Here is a 26,200-nt window from a genome sequence, read left to right as displayed (position 1 = left end):
AAATATAGAAATTTTTAAAAAGTCCATTTTATTAAAAACTCAACAAAATCAAGGTTTTATTAAAATATCAATAGTTTTCTACAAAATTGGTAGCGTGTAAAATGTTGGGGAAAAGTTTTCAGCATTAAGTTCTAATAATAATTATAAACTATTTTCTTTAAAAGAGTTTTAGTATTTGATAATGTAGAAGCGGTGAATATTGGTAAGTTATATTGTTTAACTTCTGGATTATTCATCTTTTTAAATATTCATCTTCAAGTAATTTGTTCATTTTTTACTTGAAGATTTTTAATTTCTGTTAGTTCTTGAAAGGGATTAATCCCATTAGCTGTCAATTGTTTTAATAACATTACTTTGTAAATCGTTTTTTCATTAAATATTTTTGGTTTTGAACGAAACATTACTTTAATAATTCGAGCAATATAACTTTCAATGCGACAACCAATATTTTCTTGATATTCTCATTTTTGAATTGCTCCATAGTATGTTCTTAAATAATTAGATATTTCTTGTAACTTTCCTTTCGCTTCTTCGGTTTTAACAAGCTGATAAGCTCATTCAAGGTATTTTGTAACCTTGTTTCAGTTTAATTTTAGAATTGCTTTTCTAATTTTATTAAATAAATAACGTTTATAATATCGTGGACCACGGAAACAATCTTTAATTTTTTTAATAACATGGAAACGATCAATGATAAATTCAACATTGATGTGTTTTTCAACCGTTGAAATATATTGTGCACCATCACCAAGCACAATAATTTTAGTTGTCTCGGGTGATTCATAATTTAAGTTAATAAATTATTTAATTCCTTGTCAGTATTTTTTAGAGTTAATTTTTTTAACTTCATTAGTCATTGTTACTAGAAATTTGACATTATGCATTGTTTTTCGTATTGTTTTAGGATCTTTATAACCAGTATGAAAGACGGTTAAACGGATTCTTTTCTTAATTTTTAATCGTTTTTTGATTTGATAACTAATGGCATTGCGATATGCTTCATCGGTTTCAATATAAATAACCCCATCATGTTTTAGTTTTGTATCTGGTTCATCTAGCATTAGTTCTAACAAATGTTTAATATCAAACCGTTTAATAAGGTTAAAAATTGTTTTTTTTGTTATGTTAGCATTCCGATACATATTACAAATATCTTGATAACTAAAATTTATGCCTAATTTGCTGATTATTTCTAACGAAAAATCATAATCAAGTCGCTGATAACTTTCAATCCCTAATTGAATATCAAGTAAAAAGACCGTTTTTGGTTTTTTTGCCACTTGAAATTATGGTTTTAAGATATATTTTCCTCGTTTAAAAGTAACTTCACCATTACGAAAAACCAAAGTTCGTTGATAAAATCCTTTTGGAATATAACGTGCTTTGCGTCAGTCCTTATTAAAAATATAGTTATCAATATATTCAAAAATATTTTTAAATAGTATTCAAGCTTCAGAACTAATTTCATTGTTTAAATAGGATAATAGTGCTGTAATAGGGATATTGGGGCTAATTTCATTAATTAAATCAATAAAAGAGTTATTATTTTCGTTTAAAAACTCTTGGATTCTAGTTATAATATTCATAGGATAGTTTTCTTTCTAATTTTTTTCAAACTTAATTATACTGAAAACTTTTTTTATTTTCCCCAACTTTGGCAACGCAATCTACAAAATTAAAAAAAATCATATTCTTTGTTTTTTATGATATAATGTATAATATCAAGTAGAATTGGATATAAAATCGGGCAAATGAGGTGCAAAAATGAATAATAATGACTTTTATATCTTACCAAATGAAGAAGGATATTTAGTAAAGTCATATGATACTAATAGTGAAGTTGCACTTTTTAGAAGTCGTCGTGATGCAGAAGTATTCATCAGCACTTTAACATTATCGCCGGTTCCTTCTTATCCAAATAGTTATTCAACAGGAGCTTCGGCACCTCAATATGCAACCAATCCGCAACAGATTATTACCCCGTATCCAACGACTAATGGTGTTTCACCACAAGTTTTTTTTATTCAACAACCAGCTTCAGCTCAGCAAGCAGCGCCACAATCATGTCCATTTTATCCAATGATGCCACCACATCCATCAATGGGAAATGGAATGTGCCAAGGCGGGATGTATCCAGGAATGTATCCAAACTACTACGGACCACAAAATAATAATTGTGGTGGCACTTGTCCTTGTGGCCATAATAATTCAAATTATCATGATCATTTTAATAACAATTTTCAACCAAATAGTGATTTGCATACCAAAAACAATAATGACTTAAGAACAGAACCAAGCATTTCACCACAAGCAAATAATGGGTCTTTAGAACGTAGGGGTGAAGAACAAATAAATCAGTTCCCAACGGAAGAATATAATTATGGGTCAGGTATGAACCAAAATCAAGGGAATGTATCTTTTGATGAACCAATGGTTGAACAACAATATAATAATAATTCAGTGGTGAGCTCAGAGGAACCGATAAGATCAAGTTATGAACAAGGAAATCAGGAACAACCACCAAATAATCAATCATATTATGAACAAGTTTTTGTTACAGATCCCGTTTTTATTAATCAGCAAAAACAACAAACGGAGCAACCACAACAAGCGGCAAACTCAATTAATGTAGCTGATGATGATGAATTCTTTAATTTTGTTAATGATAATGATTTTAACCGTAATGTTAAAAATTCAAAAAAAGAAACCAAGCGGTTAATGAAAGAATAATTAAAAGCAGCAAAAATGCAAGCAAAATTAGAGAAACAAAATCTTAAAAAAGCAAAGCGCAGAGGAGCTCTTGATATTGAGGATTTAAACCCAATTGTGGAATAAAAAGCAAATAGACTGCACCCCAAAAAGTAAGTAATGTATCATGTACGATGAAGCGGCAAAAAACAACTCTTGTTAAATAAAAAGGGTTGTTTTTTTATTTGTAAACCCATAATTATTAATTAATTCAGAGAAAGAACAGCATCTTAAATTCTTAAAATAGAAACTTTTTATCACAACTTTAAGTTAACGAAAAAAGTTGTATTACACATTTATTAAATATCTTAGAAATCTTTACAAAGTGTACCTGTTTTTTTCTCCTAATTTAAGGTGTTGTCCTTTCTCTGTTTTAGTTAATTAATTTGGCTAATAAATAAAAAAACTTAATATCAAAGAAAGGAGTAAGTAATGGAAATTAATACGCAACAAACAATCTGTGATGTTGATAATTGCTATAAATCAATATCATTCATTACCGAAGAATTTTTATCAAATAAAGTTTTATGAACTTGTGATAAACACAAAGATTTATTAAATCGTACAAAAGATAAGAAACAAAAGCGATTTTATCAAAAAATAGAAAATTCAAAAATTATCTTTGATTGAGAAACTGGTTATTTTAAACTTTGATTTTATAAAACAACTTAATGCAGTGTGGGACGGTTATTTTAAATAACTAAGTGCTTCCATAAGAACATGAGTTTAAGCTCATTCCCACAGCCAGCCGAGGCAAGTTAGACTGCACCCTGTTTAGTAAGTGTTAATAAAAAGGTTTACAAACTTTCATTTATTATATCTTTTTCTTTTTGGTTTGAATATCATTTATTTCATTTTTTAACATCATTAATATATTCATTATGAGATTTATAATTTTTATTATGGATTGTTCCTTTTTTAAGTAATGAATGAAAACTTTCAATAATAATGTTGTCTGCACAATGATAATTTTTACCCATTGAAATTATAATTTTGTTATCTAAACATTTACTATTATAATCTTTAGATGTATATTGATATCCGTGATCTGAATGAATTATTGTTTTATTTAGATCTTTTTTTATTTTTTTAATTTTATTAATTGCAGCATTTAAATTATCAATTACAAGTTTGTTATTATTAAATTTTGATCATTTTACATCAATAATTTCTTTAGTATATCCATCAATTATTGATGATTGATAATGTTTTTTACCATTTCAAATTAAATAAGTTACATCAGTAAATAAAATTGAAAATCTTTCTTTAATATCATTAAAATTACGATTTACTAAATCAGGATATTTAATTATATTTTTATTTCTATTTTGTTTTATTAATATTTTTCTACGCATACGCTTTACATATTCAGCTTGAATATTATTTTCTTTCATAATTCGTAATACTTTCTTAGCATTATAAACAATGCCATAATCTTCTTTTAAATATTTGGTAATTCGACGATAACCAAATTGTTTTAAATTTTCTTCATAGACTTTTACAATATTCTTTAATGATTCACTATCCTTACCATTACTTGAATAATTTTTATATTTATCTCAATAACTACGCTTTAAATCTGTTATATCAAGTAATAAATTTAGTGGATATTTATTAATGTTTTCTTTGATAAAAAATACAATTTTTCTTTTATTTAATTGTAAAAGTCATGAAGCTTTTTTAGTAATTCATACCTAACTTTGTAATAGTTTAAATCTCTTTTTTCAAATGATTCTTTTGGACCTTTATTGGTGTTTAAAATTCCTTTCTTAAAATTTTCATACCATGAAGAAACAGTTTTTTTATTAATTGCATATTTTTTTGCAATAAAACTTATACTATTATTTTTAACCTCTTGTCCTATCCTTTTTCGAAAATCTGCTGTATATTTATTAAATTTTTGTCCTTTTCTTGCCATATAAAAATGCACCTCCTTTAAAAGTTTAGCAAAGACTTTTTTTCTTTACTTACTTTTTTGGGTGCAGTCTATTTTTTATCAAAGAAAACATTAATAAATATCCACTAAATTTATTACTTGATATAACAGATTTAAAGCGTAGTTATTGAGATAAATATAAAAATTATTCAAGTAATGGTAAGGATAGCGAATCATTAAAAAATATTGTAAAAGTCTATGAAGAAAATTTAAAACAATTTGGTTATCGTCGAATTACCAAATATTTAAAAGAAGATTATGGCATTGTTTATAATGCTAAGAAAGTATTACGAATTATGAAAGAAAATAATATTCAAGCTGAATATGTAAAGCGTATGCGTAGAAAAATATTAATAAAACAAAATAGAAATAAAAATATAATTAAATATCCTGATTTAGTAAATCGTAATTTTAATGATATTAAAGAAAGATTTTCAATTTTATTTACTGATGTAACTTATTTAATTTGAAATGGTAAAAAACATTATCAATCATCAATAATTGATGGATATACTAAAGAAATTATTGATGTAAAATGATCAAAATTTAATAATAACAAACTTGTAATTGATAATTTAAATGCTGCAATTAATAAAATTAAAAAAATAAAAAAAGATCTAAATAAAACAATAATTCATTCAGATCACGGATATCAATATACATCTAAAGATTATAATAGTAAATGTTTAGATAACAAAATTATAATTTCAATGGGTAAAAATTATCATTGTGCAGACAACATTATTATTGAAAGTTTTCATTCATTACTTAAAAAAGGAACAATCCATAATAAAAATTATAAATCTCATAATGAATATATTAATGATGTTAAAAAATGAAATAAATGATATTCAAACCAAAAAGAAAAAGATATAATAAATGAAAGTTTGTAAACCTTTTTATTAATACTTACTAAACAGGGTGCAGTCTATTCTTTTGCTATTTCACTATAAGATTTATTGTTAATTGAATATTCAATTAACAATTTTTTCTTTAAATTCAAAAGAATGATCTTTAGACCCTTTTATTTTACCTTTAGCCATATAAAAATGTTTCTCCTAACTTTATATATTAATAATAATCTAGAAAAATTTTTATTTATATATCTCAGTTAAAAGAAACATTGCACAGTCTTTTTGCAATATCTTTTTATTTCACAATTAATGAAAGTTGTGTCATTTCTGCAGGAATTTCTTCCCCTAATAAATCTAAAATTGTTGGGGCAACATCAGCAATGGCTAGGTTATCTTCCCGTAATTTGATTCCTGCTTTTGTAATAATAATTGGCACTAACCGGGAAGTATGTTTCTTATTTGGACCACCAGTTTCGTCAATCATAACTTCAGCATTACCATGATCAGCGGTAATAATCATAATTCCATTAACTTTTTGGATTGCTTCATAAATTTTACCAAGACAATCATCAATTGCAGCAGCAGCATTAATTGCGGCGGGTAGCATCCCAGTATGCCCAACCATATCACAATTAGCAAAATTTAAAATAATAACATCAAATTCATTGCTTTGAAGTTCGGCAATTAATTTATCAGTAATTTCATATGATGACATTTCTGGTTTTAAATCATATGTGGCTACTTTTGGTGATGGGATTAAATCTGCTGAGGCCCCAGGTAAAGTAATTTCTGCTTGAGTCGCTAAACCATTTTTAAAATAATCTTTTCCCCCATCAAAGAAAAATGTAACATGCGCAATTTTTTCTGTTTCAGCAATTCGTAATTGACGATAACCTTTTTTGCTTAATCATTTGCCTAACCCATTAACAACTTCAATTGGTTTAAAAGCAACATGTTTTGAAGCAACTGTTTCGGCATATTCCATCATTGAAACAAAATAAATATCTTTTAATTTTGGCGTAAAATAAGTTTCTGCTTCATTGCCTGGAAAATCAGGATTTGTTAATGCCGAAGCAATGGCAGTTGCACGATCAGGGCGAAAATTAGCAAAAAAGACCCCATCACCCGCTTTAATATGTCCTTTTGGCGTATTAACATTATACGCTGGCATTAAAAATTCATCATTACGTCCAGCAGCATATTCGCGATCAATATATTCGATTGGATCACTAAATTTTGCCCCTTTTCTGGCAACTAAAACATCATAAGCCACTTGTACACGGTCATATTTTTTATCACGATCCATCGCATAATAACGTCCCGCAATTGTGGCAATAACCCCAACTTTTAATTGTGTCTGTAATTGTTGAAATTGTTCAAGATAAATTTTAATACATTCTGGTTTAGTATCACGACCATCACCAAAAACATGTAAATATATTTCTTTTAAGCCTTCTTGCACCGCTAATTGATACGCAGCAAAAATATGGTTAACGTGTGAATGAACACCACCATCCGAAAATAAGCCCATAATATGAAAGGCCCCATTATTTTTTTTCGCAAAATTAATTGCTGCTAAAATTTCTTGGTTTTGCTTAAATGTTCCATCTTTAATTGATTTATTAATTAAAGTTAATGATTCATATTTAATCCGCCCGGATCCCAAATGAATATGGCCAACTTCAGAATTTCCCATTTGTCCTTCTGGTAAACCCACTCATTCTCCCGAGGCATGCGCTGATACTGATGGATATTTTGCCTTTAACATTTCAACATTCACCATATGTCCTTGCGTAACAGCGTTTCCTTCCACGTCGGGGGCAATTCCTCACCCATCAAGAATTGCCAATAAAATTGGTTGTTTTGCTTTCATTCTCCTATTTCTCCTCTTTTTCTTTTTCCTCAACAATTATATAATTATTTTTTTATCATTGAGAACATATTTTTCAATCATTTTTGCCATGCCACCTGTTTCAACGGTACTTGTTACTTCCTTGGCGATGGCTTTAATTTGTTCTTGTCCATTACCCATTGCAATTCCTAAACCAACATTTTTAATCATTCAATAGTCATTCATACTGTCCCCAATTGCCATCATTTCCGATAAAGCAATTTTTCATTGGGTTGAAATTCATTTTAGTCCAGCTAATTTACTAATTCCAGGGGCATTTATTTCTGCTGTCTTTGCTGCATCAATTGCAATCTCAATTTTATCGGCACGAGCAGCAATAATAAATTGATCGTTTTCATCAACATCCATCACAATACATTTATAACTTGTGTTCTGAATTTCAACTGCCGAATCATACTGAATAAAATCCCCGTTAAAAAAAACTAATTCAGGATTTTGTTCCGCAACAGGATCAAAATTAACAATAACTTTTGTTAAATCATCAATATAACATCATAATTTCTTATGATATTTCTCTGCTAATTGAAATAAAAAATTAACTTGCAACGCTGATAAAGTTTGTTGATAAGCTATTTTATTGGCTTTAATATCATAAATACACGCCCCATTGAAACCAATAAAGTATTGCTTAAAATAATCCATTTTCACTCGTAATGCTTCAGATAAGGAAGTCAATACTGGCCGCCCTGTTGCAAAAACAACTCGTACTCCCATTTCTTGTGCTTTAATAATTGGTTCAATGTTTGTTGCATGAATCCCTTGATGAAAAGAACAAGCAGTACCATCCATATCCAATGCAATTAATTTAATCTTAGTCATAATTTCCTACTTTCTATTTTAAAAAACTCATAATTATATTGTAAAAGAAAAATCCATATTTTCAAATATGGTTTAAAAGTTAATTAATAATCCGCACAATTATTTTCTAATTGCTGTTTTAATTTCAGTGGTAGGTTCTAGACTGCACCCCGTTTAGTAAGTATTAATAAAAAGGTTTACAAACTTTAATTTATTATATATTTTTCTTTTTGGTTTGAATATCATTTATTTCATTTTTTAACATCATTAATATATTCATTATGAGATTTATAATTTTTATTATGGATTGTTCCTTTTTTAAGTAATGAATGAAAACTTTCAATAATAATGTTGTCTGCACAATTATAATTTTTACCCATTGAAATTATAATTTTGTTATCTAAACATTTACTATTATAATCTTTAGATGTATATTGATATCCGTGATCTGAATGAATTATTGTTTTATTTAGATCTTTTTTTATTTTTTTAATTTTATTAATTGCAGCATTTAAATTATCAATTACAAGTTTGTTATTATTAAATTTTGATCATTTTACATCAATAATTTCTTTAGTATATCCATCAAGTATTGTTGATTGATAATGTTTTTTACCATTTCAAATTAAATAAGTTACATCAGTAAATAAAATTGAAAATCTTTCTTTAATATCATTAAAATTACGATTTACTAAATCAGGATATTTAATTATATTTTTATTTCTATTTTGTTTTATTAATATTTTTCTACGCATACGCTTTACATATTCAGCTTGAATATTATTTTCTTTCATAATTCGTAATACTTTCTTAGCATTATAAACAATGCCATAATCTTCTTTTAAATATTTGGTAATTCGACGATAACCAAATTGTTTTAAATTTTCTTCATAGACTTTTACAATATTTTTTAATGATTCGCTATCCTTACCATTACTTGAATAATTTTTATATTTATCTCAATAACTACGCTTTAAATCTGTTATATCAAGTAATAAATTTAGTGGATATTTATTAATGTTTTCTTTGATAAAAAATACAATTTTTCTTTTATTTAATTGTAAAAGTCATGAAGCTTTTTTAGTAATTCATACCTAACTTTGTAATAGTTTAAATCTCTTTTTTCAAATGATTCTTTTGGACCTTTATTGGTGTTTAAAATTCCTTTCTTAAAATTTTCATACCATGAAGCAACAGTTTTTTTATTAATTGCATATTTTTTTGCAATAAAACTTATACTATTATTTTTAACCTCTTGTCCTATCCTTTTTCGAAAATCTGCTGTATATTTATTAAATTTTTGTCCTTTTCTTGCCATATAAAAATGCACCTCCTTTAAAGTTTAGCAAAGACTTTTTTTCTTTACTTACTAAACGGGGTGCAGTCTAGTACACTACATTTTTAAGTTAATATTGCCTTTGTAAAAACATTGTTAATGATAGCGCTTGGGAGTTTACCATTATATAAAATATCATATAAAGTTTCAAACAACGGTAAAGTAATGTTATTAGCTTGCGCATCTAACACAATTGTTTTACAAGTTAAAACTCCTTCGACTGTTTTTGAATAACTCGCTAAAACTTTTTCCGCATCATCAGCTTGAGCAATTTCAAAACCAAGAGTATAATTTCGTGATTTTTTAGAAGTAACCGTTAAAATTAAATCCGCTAAGCCGGCAAAGTTTAAAAAAGTTTCAATCCGGGCTCCTTTTGCAATCGCAAAAAGTTTAATCTCATTTAATCCCATCGTAATTAATGATGCTTTAGCATTATCTGATTTATAAAGACCATTAAAGATTCCTGAAGCAATAGCAACAGCATTTTTCAAGGCAACAGCATATTCAGCCCCAATCACATCAGTGTCAGCAAAAGTAACAAAATATTCATTATTAAACAATCCTTGAACTTCTTGAGCAATACCAAGATCATTGGAAACTGCCATAATGCAAGTCGGTTTTCGTTGCAATACTTCCTTAGCAATACTTGGTCCATAAATACCAGCATATGCTTTTAAAATGCTTGGACTAATTAATTTAACAATTGATTTTGATAAAACTTCATGTGTTTCAGGGTCTAATCCCTTTGCAACATTAATGATAACAACGGGTTTTTTCACTGTTTGATTAATTTTATAAATAATTGGTTTAATTGCCACAACAGGAATTCCTAAAATAATATATTCGGCATCTTCCACTGCTTCATAAAAATTTGTTGTTGCTTTAATTTCTTTATTAATTTTTAAATCCGCAAAAAAATGACGATTTAAATGATCATCATTAATATCATTAACTTCTTTGTTTTCAATACCATACATAATAACATTATGGTCGTTATCTGTTAAAACATTTGCTAAGACAGTTCCGTATGCACCGGTTCCAATAATAGTGATATTCTTTTGTTCTTTTTTCATCATAATTTACCTCATTACTTTCTCTCTCTAAATAATATTTTCATTGGGACCCCATCAAAACCAAAATACTCACGAATTTTATTTTCAAGAAACCTTTTATAAGAAAAATGAATATATTTTGGATTATTACAAAACATAATAAAAGTCGGAATCATACCCTCGGGTTGCGTTGCATAATAGATTTTTAAACGACCACCATTAAAATCTGGCGGGGGATTTAATAATTGAGCTTTAACTAAAATTTCATTTAAAACACTAGTTTTAACCCGTTGGGTTAAACCAGCATAAACTTCATCAATTGTTTGAAATAAAAGATGCAAACGTTTTTTTTCTAATGCCGAAACAAAAACCATTTTAGCATAATTTAAATATTTAAAATAACCACGGATACTTTTTTCGTTTTTTTGCATTGACTGATCATCTTTTTCAGCTACCGCATCTCATTTATTAACAACTAAAATAATTGGTTTATTTTGTTCAAAGGCAATTCCGGCAATATTAGTATCTTGATCAGTAATAGGAGTTGTACCATCAATAATTAGTAAAACAAGATCACTTCGTTCAATAGCACTAACAGCCCGTAGAACACTATATTTTTCGAGATTTTCATAAATCTTTCCCTTGCGGCGAATACCAGCCGTATCAATTACAGTATAAAGTTGGGTATTTCGTTTAAAACTGGTATCAATTGAATCGGTAGTTGTTCCCGCAATTGGCGAAACAATCACACGTTCTTCACCTAAAATGGCATTTGTTAAGGAAGATTTCCCAACATTTGGTTTTCCAATTAATGAAAAATGAATCCCTTCTGTTTTTGGTTGAACGGGAATTTGATCTAAATGCGAAATTACTTGGTCTAATAAATCTCCCATCCCAATTCCATGGGCTGATGACACCGCAATTGGTTCGCCAAATCCTAATGTCATATATTCATACAATTCACTTTCTTTTTCCTGTTTATCATATTTATTAATAACTAAAAGAACTGGTTTTTTTGCTCGATATAAAATTTTCGCAATCATCTCATCATCAGGAGTAACCCCTTCTTTGTATGATAAAACAAAAATAATAATATCTGCTTCTTCAATTGCAATTTCAGCTTGCATTTTAATTTTTTGGGCAAACATTGCTGTATTATTTAACGTAATTCCACCAGTATCAATAATTAAAAATTCGCGGGTCAATCATTCTGAAAAAGCATAAATGCGGTCACGCGTCACACCAGGAGTATCTTCAACAATGGCAAGCCGATTTTTAATGATACGATTAAATAATGTTGATTTCCCAACATTTGGCCGTCCTACAATTGCAACATTTCCTTTTTGTGCCATTTATTTCCCTGCTTTCTGATAAGTACTTACTACTTGATAAATTTTTGCTAATGTTTCTGCAAATGTTAACCCACTACTATCAATAACAATTGATCCGGGGGCAATTTTTAATGGTCCTACTGTTCGGGTTGTATCAACATAATCCCGTTCAGTTAATTTTGCTGTAATTTTTACTAAACTATTATGAGTAATATGATTTTCCTTATTTTGATTTCATCGTCGTTCCGCACGCGCGACAATACTAGCTGTTAAATAAATTTTTACTTCAGCATCAGGTAATACAACCGTTGTAATATCACGGCCAACAACAACATTCCCTTTCTTAACAACTAATTTTCGTTGCAAACAAACCATTGCTGTGCGAATAAAATCAATCCCCGTAATTTTGTTGATATTATCAAGAACGATATTGGTTTGTAACTTGTCAGTAACATCAATATTATTAACATAAACTTGATTATTAATAACTTGATATTTATATTTAAAGTGTGATAATTGTGCTTGCAATTGATGATGGTTTGTAAAATCAACGGCTCCTTTGACACAAAAGTAAGTAAAGGCACGATAAGTTAAACCAGTATCAATAAACTGATAATTTAATTTTTTAGCCAATTCATAACCAGCAGATGATTTACCACTACCAGATGGCCCATCAATCGCAATATTTATTTTCATCATCTTCTCCTATTTTCTATAACATAAAGATTAAAGCTATACAAAATGTCAATAAAACAATTAGTAAAACCATCGTGGTAAATAAAACTTTATATCGTGGTTTTATATTGCAATAAACAACTAACACATTATTATGTTTTTCCTCTAACAACGCGCTTGAGTCTTTTAACATTTTTGCTGTTGGTCGTTGATCATTTTTACGCATATGCGCAATTGTACTAAATTCAATATTATCAGAATTAATTTTAAAATCATTATTTTCTGATTGAATTTTATCGCTTACGCGATGATATGTAATTTTTTCCGCTAAAATACTTTCTAAAATTGCTTGATATTTCTGATAAGTTGGTTTATTTAACAAAGTTTCCACAATTAAAATATTATGCATAACATAATCAGCATCTTGTTCGTTTTTTTGATTAGTTTGAATTGTTGCCTTTGTTGTATTAACAACTTGTTCTAACAATTGTTGCAAATCATATTTAAAGTCAGATGGATAAGGTTGTTCATCCGGATTTTTGTCCAAATATACTTTTTCTCAACTAAATTCTTGTTCAAAGTTTAATTTAACACTACCAAAAAAAGTCTCATCAATAGCATTTAATTTCGTCATATAACTATTAATGACCTGACTTTTTTGATTAATTTCTTGATCTATTTCAATCTCCTTCTTAATCATTTCACGTAGCTGGGCGAATTTCCCCATTCTAGTTTCCATATTAAACCTCCAACTTTTTTAAACTACATTAAAATTATATATTATTATTAAAATTTTCCTTTAATTTTGTCGAAAAATGATTGCGTTGCCAAAGTTGGGGAAAATAAAAAAGAAAGTTTTCAGTATAATTAAGTTTGAAAAAAATTAGAAAGAAAACTATCCTATGAATATTATAACTAGAATCCAAGAGTTTTTAAACGAAAATAATAACTCTTTTATTGATTTAATTAATGAAATTAGCCCCAATATTCCTATTACAGCACTATTATCCTATTTAAACAATGAAATTAGTTCTGAAGCTTGAATACTATTTAAAAATATTTTTGAATATATTGATAACTATATTTTTAATAAGGATTGACGCAAAGCACGTTATATTCCAAAAGGATTTTATCAACGAACTTTGGTTTTTCGTAATGGTGAAGTTACTTTTAAACGACGAAAATATATCTTAAAACCAGAATTTCAAGTGGCAAAAAAACCAAAAACGGTCTTTTTACTTGATATTCAATTAGGGATTGAAAGTTATCAGCGACTTGATTATGGTTTTTCGTTAGAAATAATCAGCAAATTAGGCATAAATTTTAGTTATCAAGATATTTGTAATATGTATCGGAATGCTAACATAACAAAAAAACAATTTTTAACCTTATTAAACGGTTTGATATTAAACATTTGTTAGAACTAATGCTAGATGAACCAGATACAAAACTAAAACATGATGGGGTTATTTATATTGAAACCGATGAAGCATATCGCAATGCCATTAGTTATCAAATCAAAAAACGATTAAAAATTAAGAAAAGAATCCGTTTAACCGTCTTTCATACTGGTTATAAAGATCCTAAAACAATACGAAAAACAATGCATAATGTCAAATTTCTAGTAACAATGACTAATGAAGTTAAAAAAATTAACTCTAAAAAATACTGACAAGGAATTAAAGAATTTATTAACTTAAATTATGAATCACCCGAGACAGCTAAAATTATTGTGCTTGGTGATGGTGCACAATATATTTCAACGGTTGAAAAACACATCAATGTTGAATTTATCATTGATCGTTTCCATGTTATTAAAAAAATTAAAGATTGTCTCCGTGGTCCACGATATTATAAACGTTATTTATTGCTGAATTATACTTGTAAGTGCAAGTAAATAAAATTGCAAAAAATCTCATATAAAAATTTTATGATGCTAAGTTTATTTTAGAAAAAATAAAGCAAGGAGTTTTTATATGGGATATAAACATCTTGGCATAGATGAAAGAATTTATATTGAGAATCAATTGAAGTTTAAAATAAAAATTAGTGAAATAGCTAAAAATCTTAATCGAAGTATTAGTACTATTATTCGAGAAGTTAATAGAAATAAAGATAATAATCATTATTTTTCATTAATTGCACAAAATAAAGCAGAAAATAGAAAACAATCACATATTTATTTTCATAAGTTTAAAAATAGAGAATTAGTAAAATATGTACAACAAAAATTATTATTAGGTTGATCACCTGAACAAATTTATGGCAGAATTAAAAATTTTCATAAAGAATGAATTATTAGTTTTAAAACAATTTACAATTGAATTTATTCTGGATTACTTGAAAAAGTTACTAATAAAAATTTAAGAAGAAAAGGTAAGAAACGAAAATATCAAGAAAATCAGGGTAAATTTAATGGTAAATCAATTAAAGAACGAAATGCTAATGTTAATAATCGCGTAACTCTTGGTCATTGAGAAGGTGATACCGTAGTATCATCACGAGGTAAAAGTAAATCATGTTTAATAACTTTAGTTGAAAGAACATCAAGATTTACTTTAGCAATATTAGTTGAAAATAGAACTACTAAAGTTATTAACGAAAATATTAGCCATTATTTATCAATTCTTCCAAATAATCTTGTTAAGACTATAACATTTGATCGTGGTAAAGAATTTGCTAATTGACAACAACTTGAAAAAAATTTAAATGTGAAAATTTATTTTGCTAATGCATATTCACCCTGACAAAGAGGTAATAATGAAAATACTAATGGTTTAATTAGAGAAAAATTTCCTAAAAAATTTAATTTTTCAAATACTACTAAAAATGCAGTTCATAAATTTATATTGTCTTTAAACCAAAGACCAAGAAAAATACTAAATTATCTTTCGCCAATCGAATATTTGGTTAGAAAAATAATTTAGTTGCACTTAACTTTACAATTTGGCATAGTTTAAATCTCTTTTTTCAAATGATTCTTTTGGACCTTTATTGGTGTTTAAAATTCCTTTCTTAAAATTTTCATACCATGAAGCAATAGTTTTTTTATTAATTGCATATTTTTTTGCAATAAAACTTATACTATTATTTTTAACCTCTTGTCCTATCCTTTTTCGAAAATCTGCTGTATATTTATTAAATTTTTGTCCTTTTCTTGCCATATAAAAATGCACCTCCTTTAAAAGTTTAGCAAAGACTTTTTTTCTTTACTTACTTTTTTGGGTGCAGTCTATGATACTTATTATATAAAATATTTTTACTAATTTTATATTTATTGGCAACCAAATCAATTGCTTGTTTAATCCGATAATTTTGTTTGGTAATTAATTGTTCAATTTCAGCAATTAAAATATCATCTGCCACCGCTGCTTGTACAGGGGCAATAAAACCATCAACAACAATCACATATTCTCCAAAAGCAACATTTTCTTTTTCTTTTTGTTGTAAAAAAACAAGAACCTCGCTTAAAAGACCACGATATCATTGTTCATGAATTTTGGTAATTTCTTTCCCCACCGCAATTTGGCGATCGCCAAAAACAGTTTTCATAAGAGCTAACGTTACTAATAATCGGTGTGGTGCTTCATAAAAAATAACTAGATATGGAAATAACATTAATTCCTCTAACTCCTGAACTTTTTTTGCTTTTGCTTTATTTAAAAAACCAAAGAACAAAAAATGTTGGGGATTAAGACCTGAACTAACAATGGCATTTAGCGCCGCGTTCGCTCCACTAACCGGCACGACATCATAAGGATAATTCGTTAAAATATGTTGAACAGCATAGTATCCCGGATCACTAATCAACGGATAACCCGCATCACTAATAATTGCAATTGATAAATTTTTAGCTAAATCATCTAACATTTCGGTTAAACGATACATTTCATTTTCTTTATTTAAAGAAACTAATTTCTTTTTGCAATCAAAATAATTCAATAGTTTAAGGGTATTACGGGTATCTTCACAATAAATTTTTTGAACATCATTTTTAATAACGGCAATTGCCCGCGGAGTCATTTCTTGTAAATTGCCAATTGGCGTTGCAATTAAGTACAGTTTTGGATTATTACTTTTAAAGCTATATTGTTTAATTTTATTTACCATTATAAAGACTCATTAGTTTATCAAAACTATCGCCTTTAACTAAGTACTGGACGAGAATTTGATAAACTCTTTCTAACAAATCATGCTCAAGAATCGTTAATTGGGCAGGAGGAAACTTTCCTAAAACCCAGTTCCGGGTTGGAATTTGGGCATCTTTCCCAATTCCTAAGCGAATTCGGTAAAAATTATCACTACCTAATTTTTGAATTAAATCTTTAATTCCATTATGTCCGGCACTTGAACCATTCTTTTTTAACTTAATAGCATTAAAAGGAAGATCCTTATCATCATAAATCACAATAATATCCTCATAAGATAATTTATAAAATTGTTTAATTTGACTAACCGCCACCCCACTTAAATTCATAAATGTTTGTGGCTGACAAAAAAGGACTTTTTCATTGTTAATTGTTGTCTCTCATAAAAAAGCATTAAAAGCATTTTTTGGTTTTGCTAAATTAAATTTATGCATCAATTTATCAACTGCCAAAAAACCAATATTATGTCTTGTATAAGTATATTCCTTATCTGGATTACCCAAACCCACAATTAACTTCATAATTTCGCTCCTTTTTATTTTAACACTCGTTGATAAATTTTTTCAACATTCCGTAAAAAATAATTGTTATCAAATAATTGCTCTAATTTTGGCAAGGGTAAATATTTTGCCACATTATTTTCAATTAAAACATCTTTAAAATCAGTTTGTTGTTGTTGCGTAATCAAAGTACATTTTTGAATAAAATCATAGACTTCTTCGCGAGAAGAATTTGTTGTTTGTAAAATATTTGTTAAAACAACCTGACTAAAATAAATTTGATTATCTTGTTGTAAATGTTCAATAATTTTATCAGGAATAACAACTAAATCATTAATAACTACAATCATCCGTTTCAAGAGATAAACCACCAAGTGATATGTATCAGGAATAATAATTCGTTCATTACTACTATGGGAAATATCACGTTCATGTCATAATAAATTATTCTCAAAAGTAACATTCATATTACTACGAATCAAGCGGCCTAATCCGGCAATGTTTTCAGCACTAATCGGATTCTTTTTATGAGGCATTGATGATGACCCTTTTTGTTTTTTGCTAAATCCTTCGGCAATTTCGCTAACTTCTGATCGTTGGAAATGCCGAAACTCAAGCGCCATTTTCTCTAGTAAACTTGCAATTTGTCCAAAACTAGTAAATAATGCAACATGATAATCTCGTGATGTTACTTGCGTTGTAATTGAATCAATCTTTAAACCTAATTGTTTCGCGACGTATGCTTCTACTTCTACTTCAACATGGGCAAAATTACCAACAGACCCCGATATTTTCGCAATAGCAATCCCCACGGCAGCTGCTTGAAACCGCGTCATATTTCGTTCTAATTCCGCATACCAAAGTAAAAATTTCAATCCTAATGAGGTTGGTTCAGCAAACATTCCGTGTGTACGCCCCATAATTAATTGATTTTTATAAGCCAAAGCTTTTTCTTTTAAAACCGCTTTTAATTCTAATAAATATTTTTCAACAATTTGATTTGATTCTTTCATTAAATAATTTTGACTAGTATCAACAATATCAGTTGATGTTAAACCATAATGAATTCATTTTTTTTCTGGTCCTAACGTTTCGGATAACATTCGGGTAAAAGCAACAATATCATGTTTTGTTTCTGCTTCTAATTCTGCCATCCGGGGTAAATTTATTGTTAAATTAAATTTAATTTTAGCAATATCAGCACTTGGAATTAAGCCTACCTGCCCTCATCCCTCACAAACTAATAATTCTACTTTCGCTCAAATTTGATATTTATTCTCATCATTTCAAATTGTGCCAATCTCTGGAACAAAATAACGTTCAATCATTATAAAATATCCTTATTCATTAAAATAGTTTGTTCACGATCAGGACCGACAGAAAATAAGCTAATTGGAACCCCAACAATTTCTTCTAGTTTCATTAAATACTGTTGCGCATTAGGGGGCAACTGTTCAAAGGTGGTAACATTACTAATATCTTCTTCTCAGCCAAGCATCGTAATTAAAGTTGGTTTACACATTTCATATTCTTTAATCGTACTTGGAACATAATCAATTTGTTCACCGTGATATTCATAACCAACACAAATTTTTAATTCCTTAATTGTACTTAAAACATCTAACAACATAATTGCTATGCTAGTATAACCACTAATCCGTAATGAATGTTTCATTAAAATACCGTCAAACCAACCAATCCGACGAGCTCGTCCCGAGACAGTTCCATATTCATGCCCGGTTTCACGAATATATGTTTCAACTTCCCCAAAAATTTCCGATGGAAAGGGTCCTGTTCCAACTCGGGTATTATATGCTTTAACAATTCCTAACACATTATTAATATAACGGGGGGCAATCCCAACTCCAACAGGAATTGAAGCCGCCGTTGGATTTGATGAAGTAACAAAAGGATAAGTTCCATGGTCTAAATCAAGCATTACCCCTTGGGCTCCTTCAAATAACACTTTTTGATGCGTATAAATTGCCTTATTAACTAAAATTGAAGTATCGGTTACTAAAGTTTTAATTTGTTGAAATAAGGCTAAATATTTTTTTCAAATTACTTTTGGATCGAAACCTTCACTATTAAAAACTTTTGTTAAAACTTCATTTTTAAATTTTAAATTATTTTCTAATTTGCGTAAAAATCCTTCCTCATCAAACAATTCCCCTAATCTAATCCCAATTCGTTCGGCTTTATCTTGATAACACGGCCCAATCCCTTTTTTAGTTGTCCCAATTGAATCTTTTTGCCGATATTCTTCTTGCAACTCATCAATTTTCATATGATAAGGAAAAATTAAATGGGTCCGATCACTAATTCGTAAGTTTTTACAATCAAAACCATGTTCTTGCAAATAATTAATTTCACTAACTAATTTTCGTAAGTTAACAACACAGCCATTTCCAATAATATTAATTGATTTCTTATTGAAAACACCTGATGGAACAATACTTAACTTATATTTTACACCCTTAATAACAATTGTATGACCAGCATTGTCACCGCCAGCTCAACGAACAATCACATCAGCTTGTTGCGCAAAATAATCCGTAACTTTTCCTTTCCCTTCATCTCCTCATTGACTACCAACAACTGCTAGTGTTCGATAATTTATCCCACTCATAATTCATCTCCAATCTTTCTACGGTTTAATTTTAATATAAATCAACCTAATTTTTCAAATTTTTCATTTTATTTATTTTTAATTACTGCTTGCACAAAACCATTAAATAATGGATTTGGTTTATTCGGTCTGGAAGTAAATTCGGGATGATATTGCACCGCCAAATAAAACGGATGGTCGGGAAGTTCAATTACTTCCACTAAGTTTTTCTCCTTGTAAAAACCACTAAATACTAAGCCCGCTGCTTCTAATTGCGCACGATAATCATTATTAAATTCATAACGATGACGATGGCGTTCTAACACATCATTTTTCCGATACAATTGCTGCGCTAAAGTATTTGCCATTAATGTTGTCTTATAATTCCCAAGGCGTAATGTTCCCCCTAATTCATCGGTTTTATCTTTTCCCCGAATAATATCAATAATAGCATTTTTTGTTTCTGTTAATTCCGAAGAATTAGCATCTGCAATGTGACATACATTCCGTGCAAATTCAACAACAGCTGCTTGCATCCCAAAACAAATCCCAAAGAATGGAATGTTATTTTCGCGGGCAAATTGACAAGCTAAGATTTTACCTTCAAAGCCACGTTCACCAAAACCACCCGGAACTAAAATCCCTTGCGCATTTTGTAATAATTGTTGATAATTATTTTTATTTACTTTCTCTGCTTTAATTCAGTCAATTTTAATTTGAACTTTATTTTCATAACCAGCAATTCGTAATGACTCACTAACTGACAAATAAGCATCAGGAAGTTCAATATATTTTCCAACTATTTTAATTTCAATTGTCTGTTTTGACTGGTTAATTTTTTCAACAAACCGGTTTCAGGCAGTCATATCTGTTTTGGTAATTTTTAAATTTAATAATTTGCCAATTACTGTTTGGGCATTTTGTTCATAAATCTTTAATGGTACTTCATAAATACTAGCCACATCATTTGCAACTAAAACATTACTTTTTTCAATATTGCAAAATAAAGCAATCTTTTCAATTACATTTTCATCAAGAACTTGTTCTGCCCGGGCCACAACAATATCGGGTTGAATTCCCAATGACAATAATTCCCGTACGGAATGTTGGGTTGGTTTTGTTTTTGATTCTTTTGATGCCGTAATATAAGGAACCAATGAAACATGCATATAAATAACATTTTCGCGTCCTTGTTCCATTCGAACATGTCGAACTGCTTCAATAAAAGGTAATGATTCAATATCACCAATAGTACCACCAATCTCTGTAATAACAATATCCGCTTTTGATGTTGCTGCTGCATGATAAACTTTCTTTTTAATTTCATTCGTAACATGAGGCACTACTTGCACGGTTCCCCCATCATATTCACCACGACGTTCTTTTTCAATCACATTTTTATAAATTCGTCCCGAGGTAATATTTGATTCTTTTGTTAAATTTTCATCAATAAAACGTTCATAATGTCCTAAATCTAAATCTGTTTCAGCCCCATCCGCTGTTACAAAAACTTCTCCATGTTGATAAGGACTCATTGTCCCTGGGTCAACATTTAAATATGGGTCAAATTTTTGCATAAAAACATTTAGACCACTTGCTTTTAATAAAACACCGATTGAAGACGCTGTAATGCCCTTCCCTAAGCTGCTTACAACTCCACCAGTTACAAAAATATATTTTGCCATTGTTTTATCATCCTTTCATCCCCAAATTAAAAAAAAGTTTAGAAATTAACATGGTTGTCAGTTCTAAAACTCTTTAATCTTTGGTATTAATTATTTTCTTCCATTTCTTCTTCAAGAGCTTTTTGGGAAATTTCTTCTGTAATACCCAATTTAGATGCTACTGTTTCATCGTCGTCGATCGAATAATCATTGACGATTAAATTGTCTTCAACTTCTATTTCAACAAAATCATCTTCCTCATTATCTTCTTCGTCTAATGTATCATCAAAATCAAGAGCATCAATTAATGATTCTTCCTCATCACTTTCCTCTTCAACTTCTTCATTTAAATCAATATCTTCAAATTCTTTTGTTGTTTCAAATTGATCAGTATAATCATATTGCTTATTTATTTCATCGTATTTTAAAAAATCACGCAATCCTCACATACCTTCACTTGTTAAAACAAATCGATTATCTAAAACTAAATCAGTATATAATTCGGCAATAACATCTCCCTTACTTGCCCCACGCACTGTTACATCACTTTTTGATGCGATATCATTTCAGATATTTTCAAAAGTATCACTTCTTTTTTTTTTCTTTAAATATGAATACAATAATTCTAATAACTCTACACTATCGTTCATTAATTTAAACCTTTCCTATTAATCATTTTCATATTTTTCCCCAATTGAAAATCAAATTGTTGTTGTTGCTTTATTGCTATTATTTTTAAATGCTAAGACTTCCGAAACACCCATAATGCATTTGATTCCTTCTGGTGTATCAATATAAATTGGTTTTGTATCACTATCATATAATTTAACTGGTTTTAGGTTATATTCAACCATAAAGTAATTATAATGGTTTTTATATTTTTTTATCAAATTATTTCCTCTAATTTTGTCGAAAACTCTTGATAAAGTAAAAAAATATTATAAAATATAGAGATTTGCAAGAAATACATTTTATTAAAAACCCAATAAAATAAAGGTTTTATTAAAATATCAAGAGAGGAAAATAATTGATGAAAAAAATACTTGCAGAATTAATAAATAGTTTAACAGATGATCAATTTTTAGAATTTTATGAAAAAGTTAAAAAAGAAGCAGAATTAATCAAAAAACAAAAACGCTTAAATGAAATTGATCAAAAATTTAGAAATAAAGGTATTATAAACTGCACCCAAAAAAGTAAGTAAAGAAAAAAAGTCTTTGCTAAACTTTTAAAGGAGGTGCATTTTTATATGGACTGTTGTTTTCTAAATTCAACAGGTGTTAAATAATTTAAACTACCGTGAATTCGAATATTGTTATATCAATGCTCAAAGTCAAATAATTTGTATTTTAATTGGGTTAAATTTATAAATTTTTGCCCCTTGATAAATTCCGTTTTAAAACTTTTGTAAGTTGTTTCAGCCACAGCATTATCGTATGGACAGCCTTTATTGCTTAATGATCATTTGATGTTAAAAGTATTTAAGATATTATCAATGATTTTAATTTTAAATTCATTACTCCGGTCAGTATGAAATAACGTAATTTGATTTAATGGTCTTGTAATTGAATAAAAGGCTTTTTGTCCTAGTTGGGCTGTTTTGTTTGTCCCGGCACTATAGCCAATTATTTCACGATTAAACAAGTCAATTAATAAACAAATATAATGTCATTTAGTACCAACTTGAACATATGTTAAATCACTAACAACAACTTCATTTGGTTGTTTATTATTAAATTCACGGTTTAAAATGTTACTAATTTCGTCGTTATTAACCATTGACTTATGATTACGATATTTTAATTTGGTGTATTTAGATACTAACTGATTTTTAATCATAATTTGGCGAATTTTTCTTCGCGATAAGATAATATCTTTTCTGGTTAAAATAGCTTTAATTTTACGAGCTCCATAAATTTTGCGACTAGCATTAAATGCACTGATAACTTCTTGTTCATAATTATTAACATCAACCGTAGCGTATTTATTAATTTGATAGTAATATGTTGATTTTGCTATCTTTAATATTTGACCCATTTTTCGCACGGAATATTTTTCTTTATTATTGTTAATAATTTCTATTTTTTGCCAATTATCAGTGCCGCTTGCTTTAAAATGTCGTTTTCCATTCGTAATTGGATTAATTCTTTCCGCAAGGCAATCAGTTCATTTTCTTCAACAGTGCGGTTATCTTTTGCTTTAAAAGATCCAGAATTATTTAATTTTTCAATTCACTGATATACGGCTGATTTTGACATCCCATATTCATTAAAAATTTCAAGAATGGTTTTACCATTTTGATAAAGTAAAACAATTTGTTTTCTAAATTCATCGGTATATTAATTTCTTCCCATTTTTATATTCCTACTTTCTTCATAATTATATTTTATTTGAAAGTCCACATAAATATGGTTCAACTTATTGTAATCTATCCAAAAAACAATTACATTTGATTGTGGTAAAGAATTTAGCAAGTAAAAAAACTTGAAAATATTTGTAAAATAAAAGTTTATTTTGCTGATTCTGGTTGTCCTGGCCAAAGAGGATTAAACGAAAATAATAATGGAATTTTGAGACGAAATTTACCAAAAGGAATAGATTTATCAATATTTTTTCAAGATGACTTAAATAAAATAGCATTGAAAATAAATTCAATGCCAAGAAAATCATTAAATTATAAAAATTCATTGGATTTAATACAAAATATTCAATAAAGTGTTCCAAATATATTTACAATTCAGGAAATAAAAATAGGTTGTGATAACAAAAATTAACTTCCACAAAAATGAAAAATGATGCCATTTTATGAATCATTTTCACTATTAATTATTTCACTAACCCTAAAAAAGCTTTTGGTTCTAAACTAGTTCCACCAACTAAGGCTCCATCAATATCTGGTTGTGCTAATAATTCTTTAATATTTTCTGGTTTAACACTACCACCATATTGAATTCGCACAACATTTGCTACCACTTCATCATAAAGGCTTGCAATTTTTACCCGAATAATGGCACAAACATTTTGAGCAATTTCTGCTATCGCTGTTTTTCCAGTTCCAATGGCTCAAATTGGTTCATAAGAAATCACAATTGTTTTAACATCTTCCAAATCAATTCCTTGTAAGGCTTTTTCAATTTGGCTCTCAACAACTTGTTGGGTTTGATTTTTTTCATATTGTTCTAGGGTTTCACCACAACAAATGATTGGAACCATTCCTTTAGCTAAGATTTTTTTTGCTTTTAAGTTTACTGTTTCATCCGTTTCATTAAACATTTGACGACGTTCTGAATGGCCAATAATCACATGAGTCAGTTTTAAGTCTTTCAACATATCAACTGAAATTTCGCCGGTAAAAGCTCCCAAATCTTCATAATGACAGTTTTGCGCCGCAATAATTAAATTATGAGCATGTTGTTTCGCCAATGCTAAATTAACAAATGGGACAGCAACACCCGCATCAACTGTTAAATCAACACAAGCATGATCCACTTCTTTGAAGAAATCAATTGTTTCACTTGTTGTTTTATACATTTTTCAATTTCCAATAATAATTTTTTTTCGCATTCTCTTCCCTCATTTCTATATAACTTTTTAATTATATACTTAAATTTTACTGATTTCCTAGTAAAATAGTTTAATTTTGTCGAAAACGATTGCGTTGCCAAAGTTGGGGAAAATAAAAAAAATCATCAATATGACAATTTGAAAACGAATTTGGTGGAAGATTATTATTGTTCTTTAACTTTTTTAGATGTTAAAATATAATACCGTTGCTTGTTGGTTTGGTGTTAAATCTTTGTGTTGGTATTTTCATTTTCAAAGATTTAAATAATTTTGAATGTTAGTAAAACCTAAACCATGATAATGAATTAAGGCTTCTTTAAGGGGGACTAGACTGCACCCAAAAAAGTAAGTAAAGAAAAAAAGTCTTTGCTAAACTTTTAAAGGAGGTGCATTTTTATATGGCAAGAAAAGGACAAAAATTTAATAAATATACAGCAGATTTTCGAAAAAGGATAGGACAAGAGGTTAAAAATAATAGTATAAGTTTTATTGCAAAAAAATATGCAATTAATAAAAAAACTGTTGCTTCATGGTATGAAAATTTTAAGAAAGGAATTTTAAACATCAATAAAGGTCCAAAAGAATCATTTGAAAAAAGAGATTTAAACTATTACAAAGTTAGGTATGAATTACTAAAAAAGCTTCATGACTTTTACAATTAAATAAAAGAAAAATTGTATTTTTTATCAAAGAAAAACTAGACTGCACCCAAAAAAGTAAGTAAAGAAAAAAAGTCTTTGCTAAACTTTTAAAGGAGGTGCATTTTTATATGGCAAGAAAAGGACAAAAATTTAATAAATATACAGCAGATTTTCGAAAAATGATAGGACAAGAGGTTAAAAATAATAGTATAAGTTTTATTGCAAAAAAATATGCAATTAATAAAAAAACTGTTGCTTCATGGTATGAAAATTTTAAGAAAGGAATTTTAAACACCAATAAAGGTCCAAAAGAAAAAAGAGGAAAAAGAGATTTAAACTATTACAAAGTTAGGTATGAATTACTAAAAAAGCTTCATGACTTTTACAATTAAATAAAAGAAAAATTGTATTTTTTATCAAAGAAAACATTAAT

32 protein-coding genes and 4 pseudogenes are annotated in these 26,200 nt (G+C 28.3%); 11 read left to right on the top strand and 25 right to left on the bottom strand.

Going from position 1 to position 26,200, the window contains the following annotated elements:
• Window positions 1-131: 131 nt before the first annotated feature.
• From ACQH23_RS11385 to ACQH23_RS11375, 3 genes are read right to left on the bottom strand one after another with little or no spacing between them, the layout of a single operon-like run.
• Complete coding sequence (locus ACQH23_RS11385) at window positions 132-755, bottom strand: UPF0236 family transposase-like protein (protein ID WP_425378404.1); 624 nt, start codon at window positions 753-755, stop codon at window positions 132-134.
• Between the two features lie 45 nt (window positions 756-800).
• On the bottom strand, window positions 801-1,280 hold the full coding sequence (locus ACQH23_RS11380; protein WP_425378403.1) for a hypothetical protein: 480 nt from the start codon (window positions 1,278-1,280) through the stop codon (window positions 801-803).
• A gap of 6 nt (window positions 1,281-1,286) precedes the next feature.
• On the bottom strand, window positions 1,287-1,586 hold the full coding sequence (locus tag ACQH23_RS11375) for a hypothetical protein (RefSeq protein ID WP_425378402.1): 300 nt from the start codon (window positions 1,584-1,586) through the stop codon (window positions 1,287-1,289).
• Between the two features lie 178 nt (window positions 1,587-1,764).
• Between ACQH23_RS11375 and ACQH23_RS11370 the strand changes: the two genes are divergently transcribed.
• Window positions 1,765-2,730: a hypothetical protein gene (locus tag ACQH23_RS11370; protein ID WP_425378401.1), complete on the top strand. Its 966-nt coding sequence runs from the start codon at window positions 1,765-1,767 to the stop codon at window positions 2,728-2,730.
• 450 nt (window positions 2,731-3,180) lie between these two features.
• Window positions 3,181-3,420, top strand: a complete 240-nt coding sequence (locus ACQH23_RS11365; RefSeq protein ID WP_338955090.1) for a hypothetical protein — start codon at window positions 3,181-3,183, stop codon at window positions 3,418-3,420.
• A gap of 125 nt (window positions 3,421-3,545) precedes the next feature.
• On the opposite strand, the gene ACQH23_RS11360 is transcribed toward ACQH23_RS11365, so the two are convergent.
• From ACQH23_RS11360 to ACQH23_RS11350, 3 genes and pseudogenes are all read right to left on the bottom strand, one after another.
• Entirely contained in the window at window positions 3,546-4,142 is a 597-nt protein-coding gene (locus tag ACQH23_RS11360; RefSeq protein WP_425378399.1) for a DDE-type integrase/transposase/recombinase, read from the bottom strand.
• 21 nt (window positions 4,143-4,163) lie between these two features.
• Window positions 4,164-4,229, bottom strand: a pseudogene (locus ACQH23_RS11355) (hypothetical protein); the annotation flags it as partial.
• A 173-nt stretch (window positions 4,230-4,402) separates the two neighbouring features.
• A complete protein-coding gene (locus ACQH23_RS11350) occupies window positions 4,403-4,666 on the bottom strand; it encodes a transposase family protein (protein WP_425378400.1) in 264 nt (87 codons plus the stop codon).
• 77 nt (window positions 4,667-4,743) lie between these two features.
• On the opposite strand from ACQH23_RS11350, the pseudogene ACQH23_RS11345 reads away from it, so the two are divergent.
• Both ACQH23_RS11345 and ACQH23_RS11340 read left to right on the top strand, forming a co-directional pair.
• Window positions 4,744-4,959 (top strand): annotated as a pseudogene (locus ACQH23_RS11345) (hypothetical protein); the annotation flags it as partial.
• Window positions 4,960-4,980: 21 nt separating this feature from the next.
• Entirely contained in the window at window positions 4,981-5,577 is a 597-nt protein-coding gene (locus ACQH23_RS11340; protein ID WP_425378399.1) for a DDE-type integrase/transposase/recombinase, read from the top strand.
• Window positions 5,578-5,833: 256 nt separating this feature from the next.
• Here the strand turns inward: ACQH23_RS11340 and gpmI are convergent, their stop codons facing one another.
• From gpmI to ACQH23_RS11295, 9 genes and pseudogenes are all read right to left on the bottom strand, one after another.
• The gene (gene gpmI, locus ACQH23_RS11335) at window positions 5,834-7,411 is read right to left on the bottom strand and encodes a 2,3-bisphosphoglycerate-independent phosphoglycerate mutase (RefSeq protein WP_425378398.1); all 1,578 of its coding nucleotides are present in this window, start codon (window positions 7,409-7,411) and stop codon (window positions 5,834-5,836) included.
• Window positions 7,412-7,447: 36 nt separating this feature from the next.
• A complete protein-coding gene (locus ACQH23_RS11330; protein ID WP_425378397.1) occupies window positions 7,448-8,269 on the bottom strand; it encodes a Cof-type HAD-IIB family hydrolase in 822 nt (273 codons plus the stop codon).
• Window positions 8,270-8,454: 185 nt separating this feature from the next.
• A complete protein-coding gene (locus ACQH23_RS11325; protein ID WP_425378396.1) occupies window positions 8,455-9,042 on the bottom strand; it encodes a DDE-type integrase/transposase/recombinase in 588 nt (195 codons plus the stop codon).
• A gap of 21 nt (window positions 9,043-9,063) precedes the next feature.
• A pseudogene (locus ACQH23_RS11320) lies at window positions 9,064-9,129 on the bottom strand (hypothetical protein); the annotation flags it as partial.
• A gap of 173 nt (window positions 9,130-9,302) precedes the next feature.
• Complete coding sequence (locus ACQH23_RS11315) at window positions 9,303-9,566, bottom strand: hypothetical protein (protein WP_425377654.1); 264 nt, start codon at window positions 9,564-9,566, stop codon at window positions 9,303-9,305.
• A gap of 83 nt (window positions 9,567-9,649) precedes the next feature.
• Entirely contained in the window at window positions 9,650-10,660 is a 1,011-nt protein-coding gene (locus tag ACQH23_RS11310) for an NAD(P)H-dependent glycerol-3-phosphate dehydrogenase (protein WP_425378395.1), read from the bottom strand.
• Window positions 10,661-10,671: 11 nt separating this feature from the next.
• Complete coding sequence (der, locus tag ACQH23_RS11305; protein WP_425378394.1) at window positions 10,672-11,988, bottom strand: ribosome biogenesis GTPase Der; 1,317 nt, start codon at window positions 11,986-11,988, stop codon at window positions 10,672-10,674.
• Window positions 11,989-12,666, bottom strand: a complete 678-nt coding sequence (cmk, locus tag ACQH23_RS11300) for a (d)CMP kinase (protein ID WP_425378393.1) — start codon at window positions 12,664-12,666, stop codon at window positions 11,989-11,991.
• A gap of 13 nt (window positions 12,667-12,679) precedes the next feature.
• Complete coding sequence (locus ACQH23_RS11295) at window positions 12,680-13,381, bottom strand: hypothetical protein (RefSeq protein WP_425378392.1); 702 nt, start codon at window positions 13,379-13,381, stop codon at window positions 12,680-12,682.
• A 163-nt stretch (window positions 13,382-13,544) separates the two neighbouring features.
• On the opposite strand from ACQH23_RS11295, the gene ACQH23_RS11290 reads away from it, so the two are divergent.
• The 3 genes from ACQH23_RS11290 (at window position 13,545) to ACQH23_RS11280 (ending at window position 15,569) form a co-directional block, all read left to right on the top strand.
• Window positions 13,545-14,063, top strand: coding sequence for a UPF0236 family transposase-like protein (locus ACQH23_RS11290; protein WP_425378391.1), 519 nt, complete (start codon window positions 13,545-13,547; stop codon window positions 14,061-14,063).
• A gap of 5 nt (window positions 14,064-14,068) precedes the next feature.
• Window positions 14,069-14,539, top strand: coding sequence for a UPF0236 family transposase-like protein (locus ACQH23_RS11285; protein ID WP_425378390.1), 471 nt, complete (start codon window positions 14,069-14,071; stop codon window positions 14,537-14,539).
• A 79-nt stretch (window positions 14,540-14,618) separates the two neighbouring features.
• A complete protein-coding gene (locus ACQH23_RS11280) occupies window positions 14,619-15,569 on the top strand; it encodes an IS30 family transposase (RefSeq protein WP_425378389.1) in 951 nt (316 codons plus the stop codon).
• Window positions 15,570-15,581: 12 nt separating this feature from the next.
• Here ACQH23_RS11280 and ACQH23_RS11275 read toward each other — a convergent pair whose 3' ends face one another.
• The 8 genes from ACQH23_RS11275 to ACQH23_RS11240 form a co-directional block, all read right to left on the bottom strand.
• Window positions 15,582-15,806 carry a hypothetical protein gene (locus tag ACQH23_RS11275; RefSeq protein WP_425378388.1) on the bottom strand — a complete coding sequence of 75 codons (225 nt, stop codon included), beginning with the start codon at window positions 15,804-15,806 and terminating at the stop codon, window positions 15,582-15,584.
• Between the two features lie 49 nt (window positions 15,807-15,855).
• Window positions 15,856-16,752, bottom strand: a complete 897-nt coding sequence (gene rsmI / locus ACQH23_RS11270; protein WP_425378387.1) for a 16S rRNA (cytidine(1402)-2'-O)-methyltransferase — start codon at window positions 16,750-16,752, stop codon at window positions 15,856-15,858.
• The gene (gene pth, locus ACQH23_RS11265; RefSeq protein ID WP_425378386.1) at window positions 16,742-17,311 is read right to left on the bottom strand and encodes an aminoacyl-tRNA hydrolase; all 570 of its coding nucleotides are present in this window, start codon (window positions 17,309-17,311) and stop codon (window positions 16,742-16,744) included. Before pth ends, rsmI begins: the two co-directional genes overlap by 11 nt.
• Before the next feature lie 14 nt (window positions 17,312-17,325).
• Entirely contained in the window at window positions 17,326-18,618 is a 1,293-nt protein-coding gene (gene purB / locus ACQH23_RS11260; RefSeq protein ID WP_425378385.1) for an adenylosuccinate lyase, read from the bottom strand.
• Window positions 18,618-19,919, bottom strand: coding sequence for an adenylosuccinate synthase (locus ACQH23_RS11255; protein ID WP_425378384.1), 1,302 nt, complete (start codon window positions 19,917-19,919; stop codon window positions 18,618-18,620). The genes purB and ACQH23_RS11255 overlap by 1 nt, the downstream gene beginning before the upstream one ends.
• Before the next feature lie 68 nt (window positions 19,920-19,987).
• Entirely contained in the window at window positions 19,988-21,583 is a 1,596-nt protein-coding gene (locus tag ACQH23_RS11250) for a CTP synthase (protein ID WP_425378383.1), read from the bottom strand.
• An 86-nt stretch (window positions 21,584-21,669) separates the two neighbouring features.
• Window positions 21,670-22,212: a DNA-directed RNA polymerase subunit delta gene (rpoE, locus tag ACQH23_RS11245; RefSeq protein ID WP_425378382.1), complete on the bottom strand. Its 543-nt coding sequence runs from the start codon at window positions 22,210-22,212 to the stop codon at window positions 21,670-21,672.
• Window positions 22,213-22,230: 18 nt separating this feature from the next.
• The gene (locus tag ACQH23_RS11240) at window positions 22,231-22,416 is read right to left on the bottom strand and encodes a hypothetical protein (RefSeq protein ID WP_425378381.1); all 186 of its coding nucleotides are present in this window, start codon (window positions 22,414-22,416) and stop codon (window positions 22,231-22,233) included.
• A 176-nt stretch (window positions 22,417-22,592) separates the two neighbouring features.
• Here ACQH23_RS11240 and ACQH23_RS11235 point away from each other — a divergent pair, with 176 nt between their 5' ends.
• Window positions 22,593-22,766, top strand: coding sequence for a hypothetical protein (locus tag ACQH23_RS11235; RefSeq protein WP_425378380.1), 174 nt, complete (start codon window positions 22,593-22,595; stop codon window positions 22,764-22,766).
• Window positions 22,767-22,807: 41 nt separating this feature from the next.
• Here the strand turns inward: ACQH23_RS11235 and ACQH23_RS11230 are convergent.
• A protein-coding gene (locus ACQH23_RS11230) for an IS3 family transposase (protein ID WP_425379348.1) occupies window positions 22,808-23,877 on the bottom strand; the annotation gives its coding sequence in 2 pieces (ribosomal slippage) (window positions 22,808-23,676 and window positions 23,676-23,877; 1,071 coding nt in all).
• 121 nt (window positions 23,878-23,998) lie between these two features.
• On the opposite strand from ACQH23_RS11230, the pseudogene ACQH23_RS11225 reads away from it, so the two are divergent.
• A pseudogene (locus tag ACQH23_RS11225) lies at window positions 23,999-24,276 on the top strand (IS30 family transposase); the annotation flags it as partial.
• Window positions 24,277-24,388: 112 nt separating this feature from the next.
• Here ACQH23_RS11225 and tpiA read toward each other — a convergent pair.
• Window positions 24,389-25,126 (bottom strand): triose-phosphate isomerase, encoded by a 738-nt coding sequence (gene tpiA / locus ACQH23_RS11220; RefSeq protein ID WP_425378379.1) that lies wholly within the window; start codon window positions 25,124-25,126, stop codon window positions 24,389-24,391.
• A gap of 398 nt (window positions 25,127-25,524) precedes the next feature.
• Here tpiA and ACQH23_RS11215 point away from each other — a divergent pair, with 398 nt between their 5' ends.
• Window positions 25,525-25,788 carry a hypothetical protein gene (locus tag ACQH23_RS11215; RefSeq protein ID WP_425378378.1) on the top strand — a complete coding sequence of 88 codons (264 nt, stop codon included), beginning with the start codon at window positions 25,525-25,527 and terminating at the stop codon, window positions 25,786-25,788.
• Between the two features lie 107 nt (window positions 25,789-25,895).
• A complete protein-coding gene (locus ACQH23_RS11210) occupies window positions 25,896-26,159 on the top strand; it encodes a transposase family protein (protein ID WP_425377916.1) in 264 nt (87 codons plus the stop codon).
• Window positions 26,160-26,200 lie beyond the last annotated feature (41 nt).

Source organism: Spiroplasma endosymbiont of Polydrusus pterygomalis (assembly GCF_964030635.1).
Classification (GTDB): Bacteria; Bacillota_I; Bacilli_A; order Mycoplasmatales; family Mycoplasmataceae; genus Spiroplasma.
The sequence above is the reverse complement of the archived record's forward strand: the minus strand, read 5'-3'. Positions and strand labels throughout refer to the sequence as shown.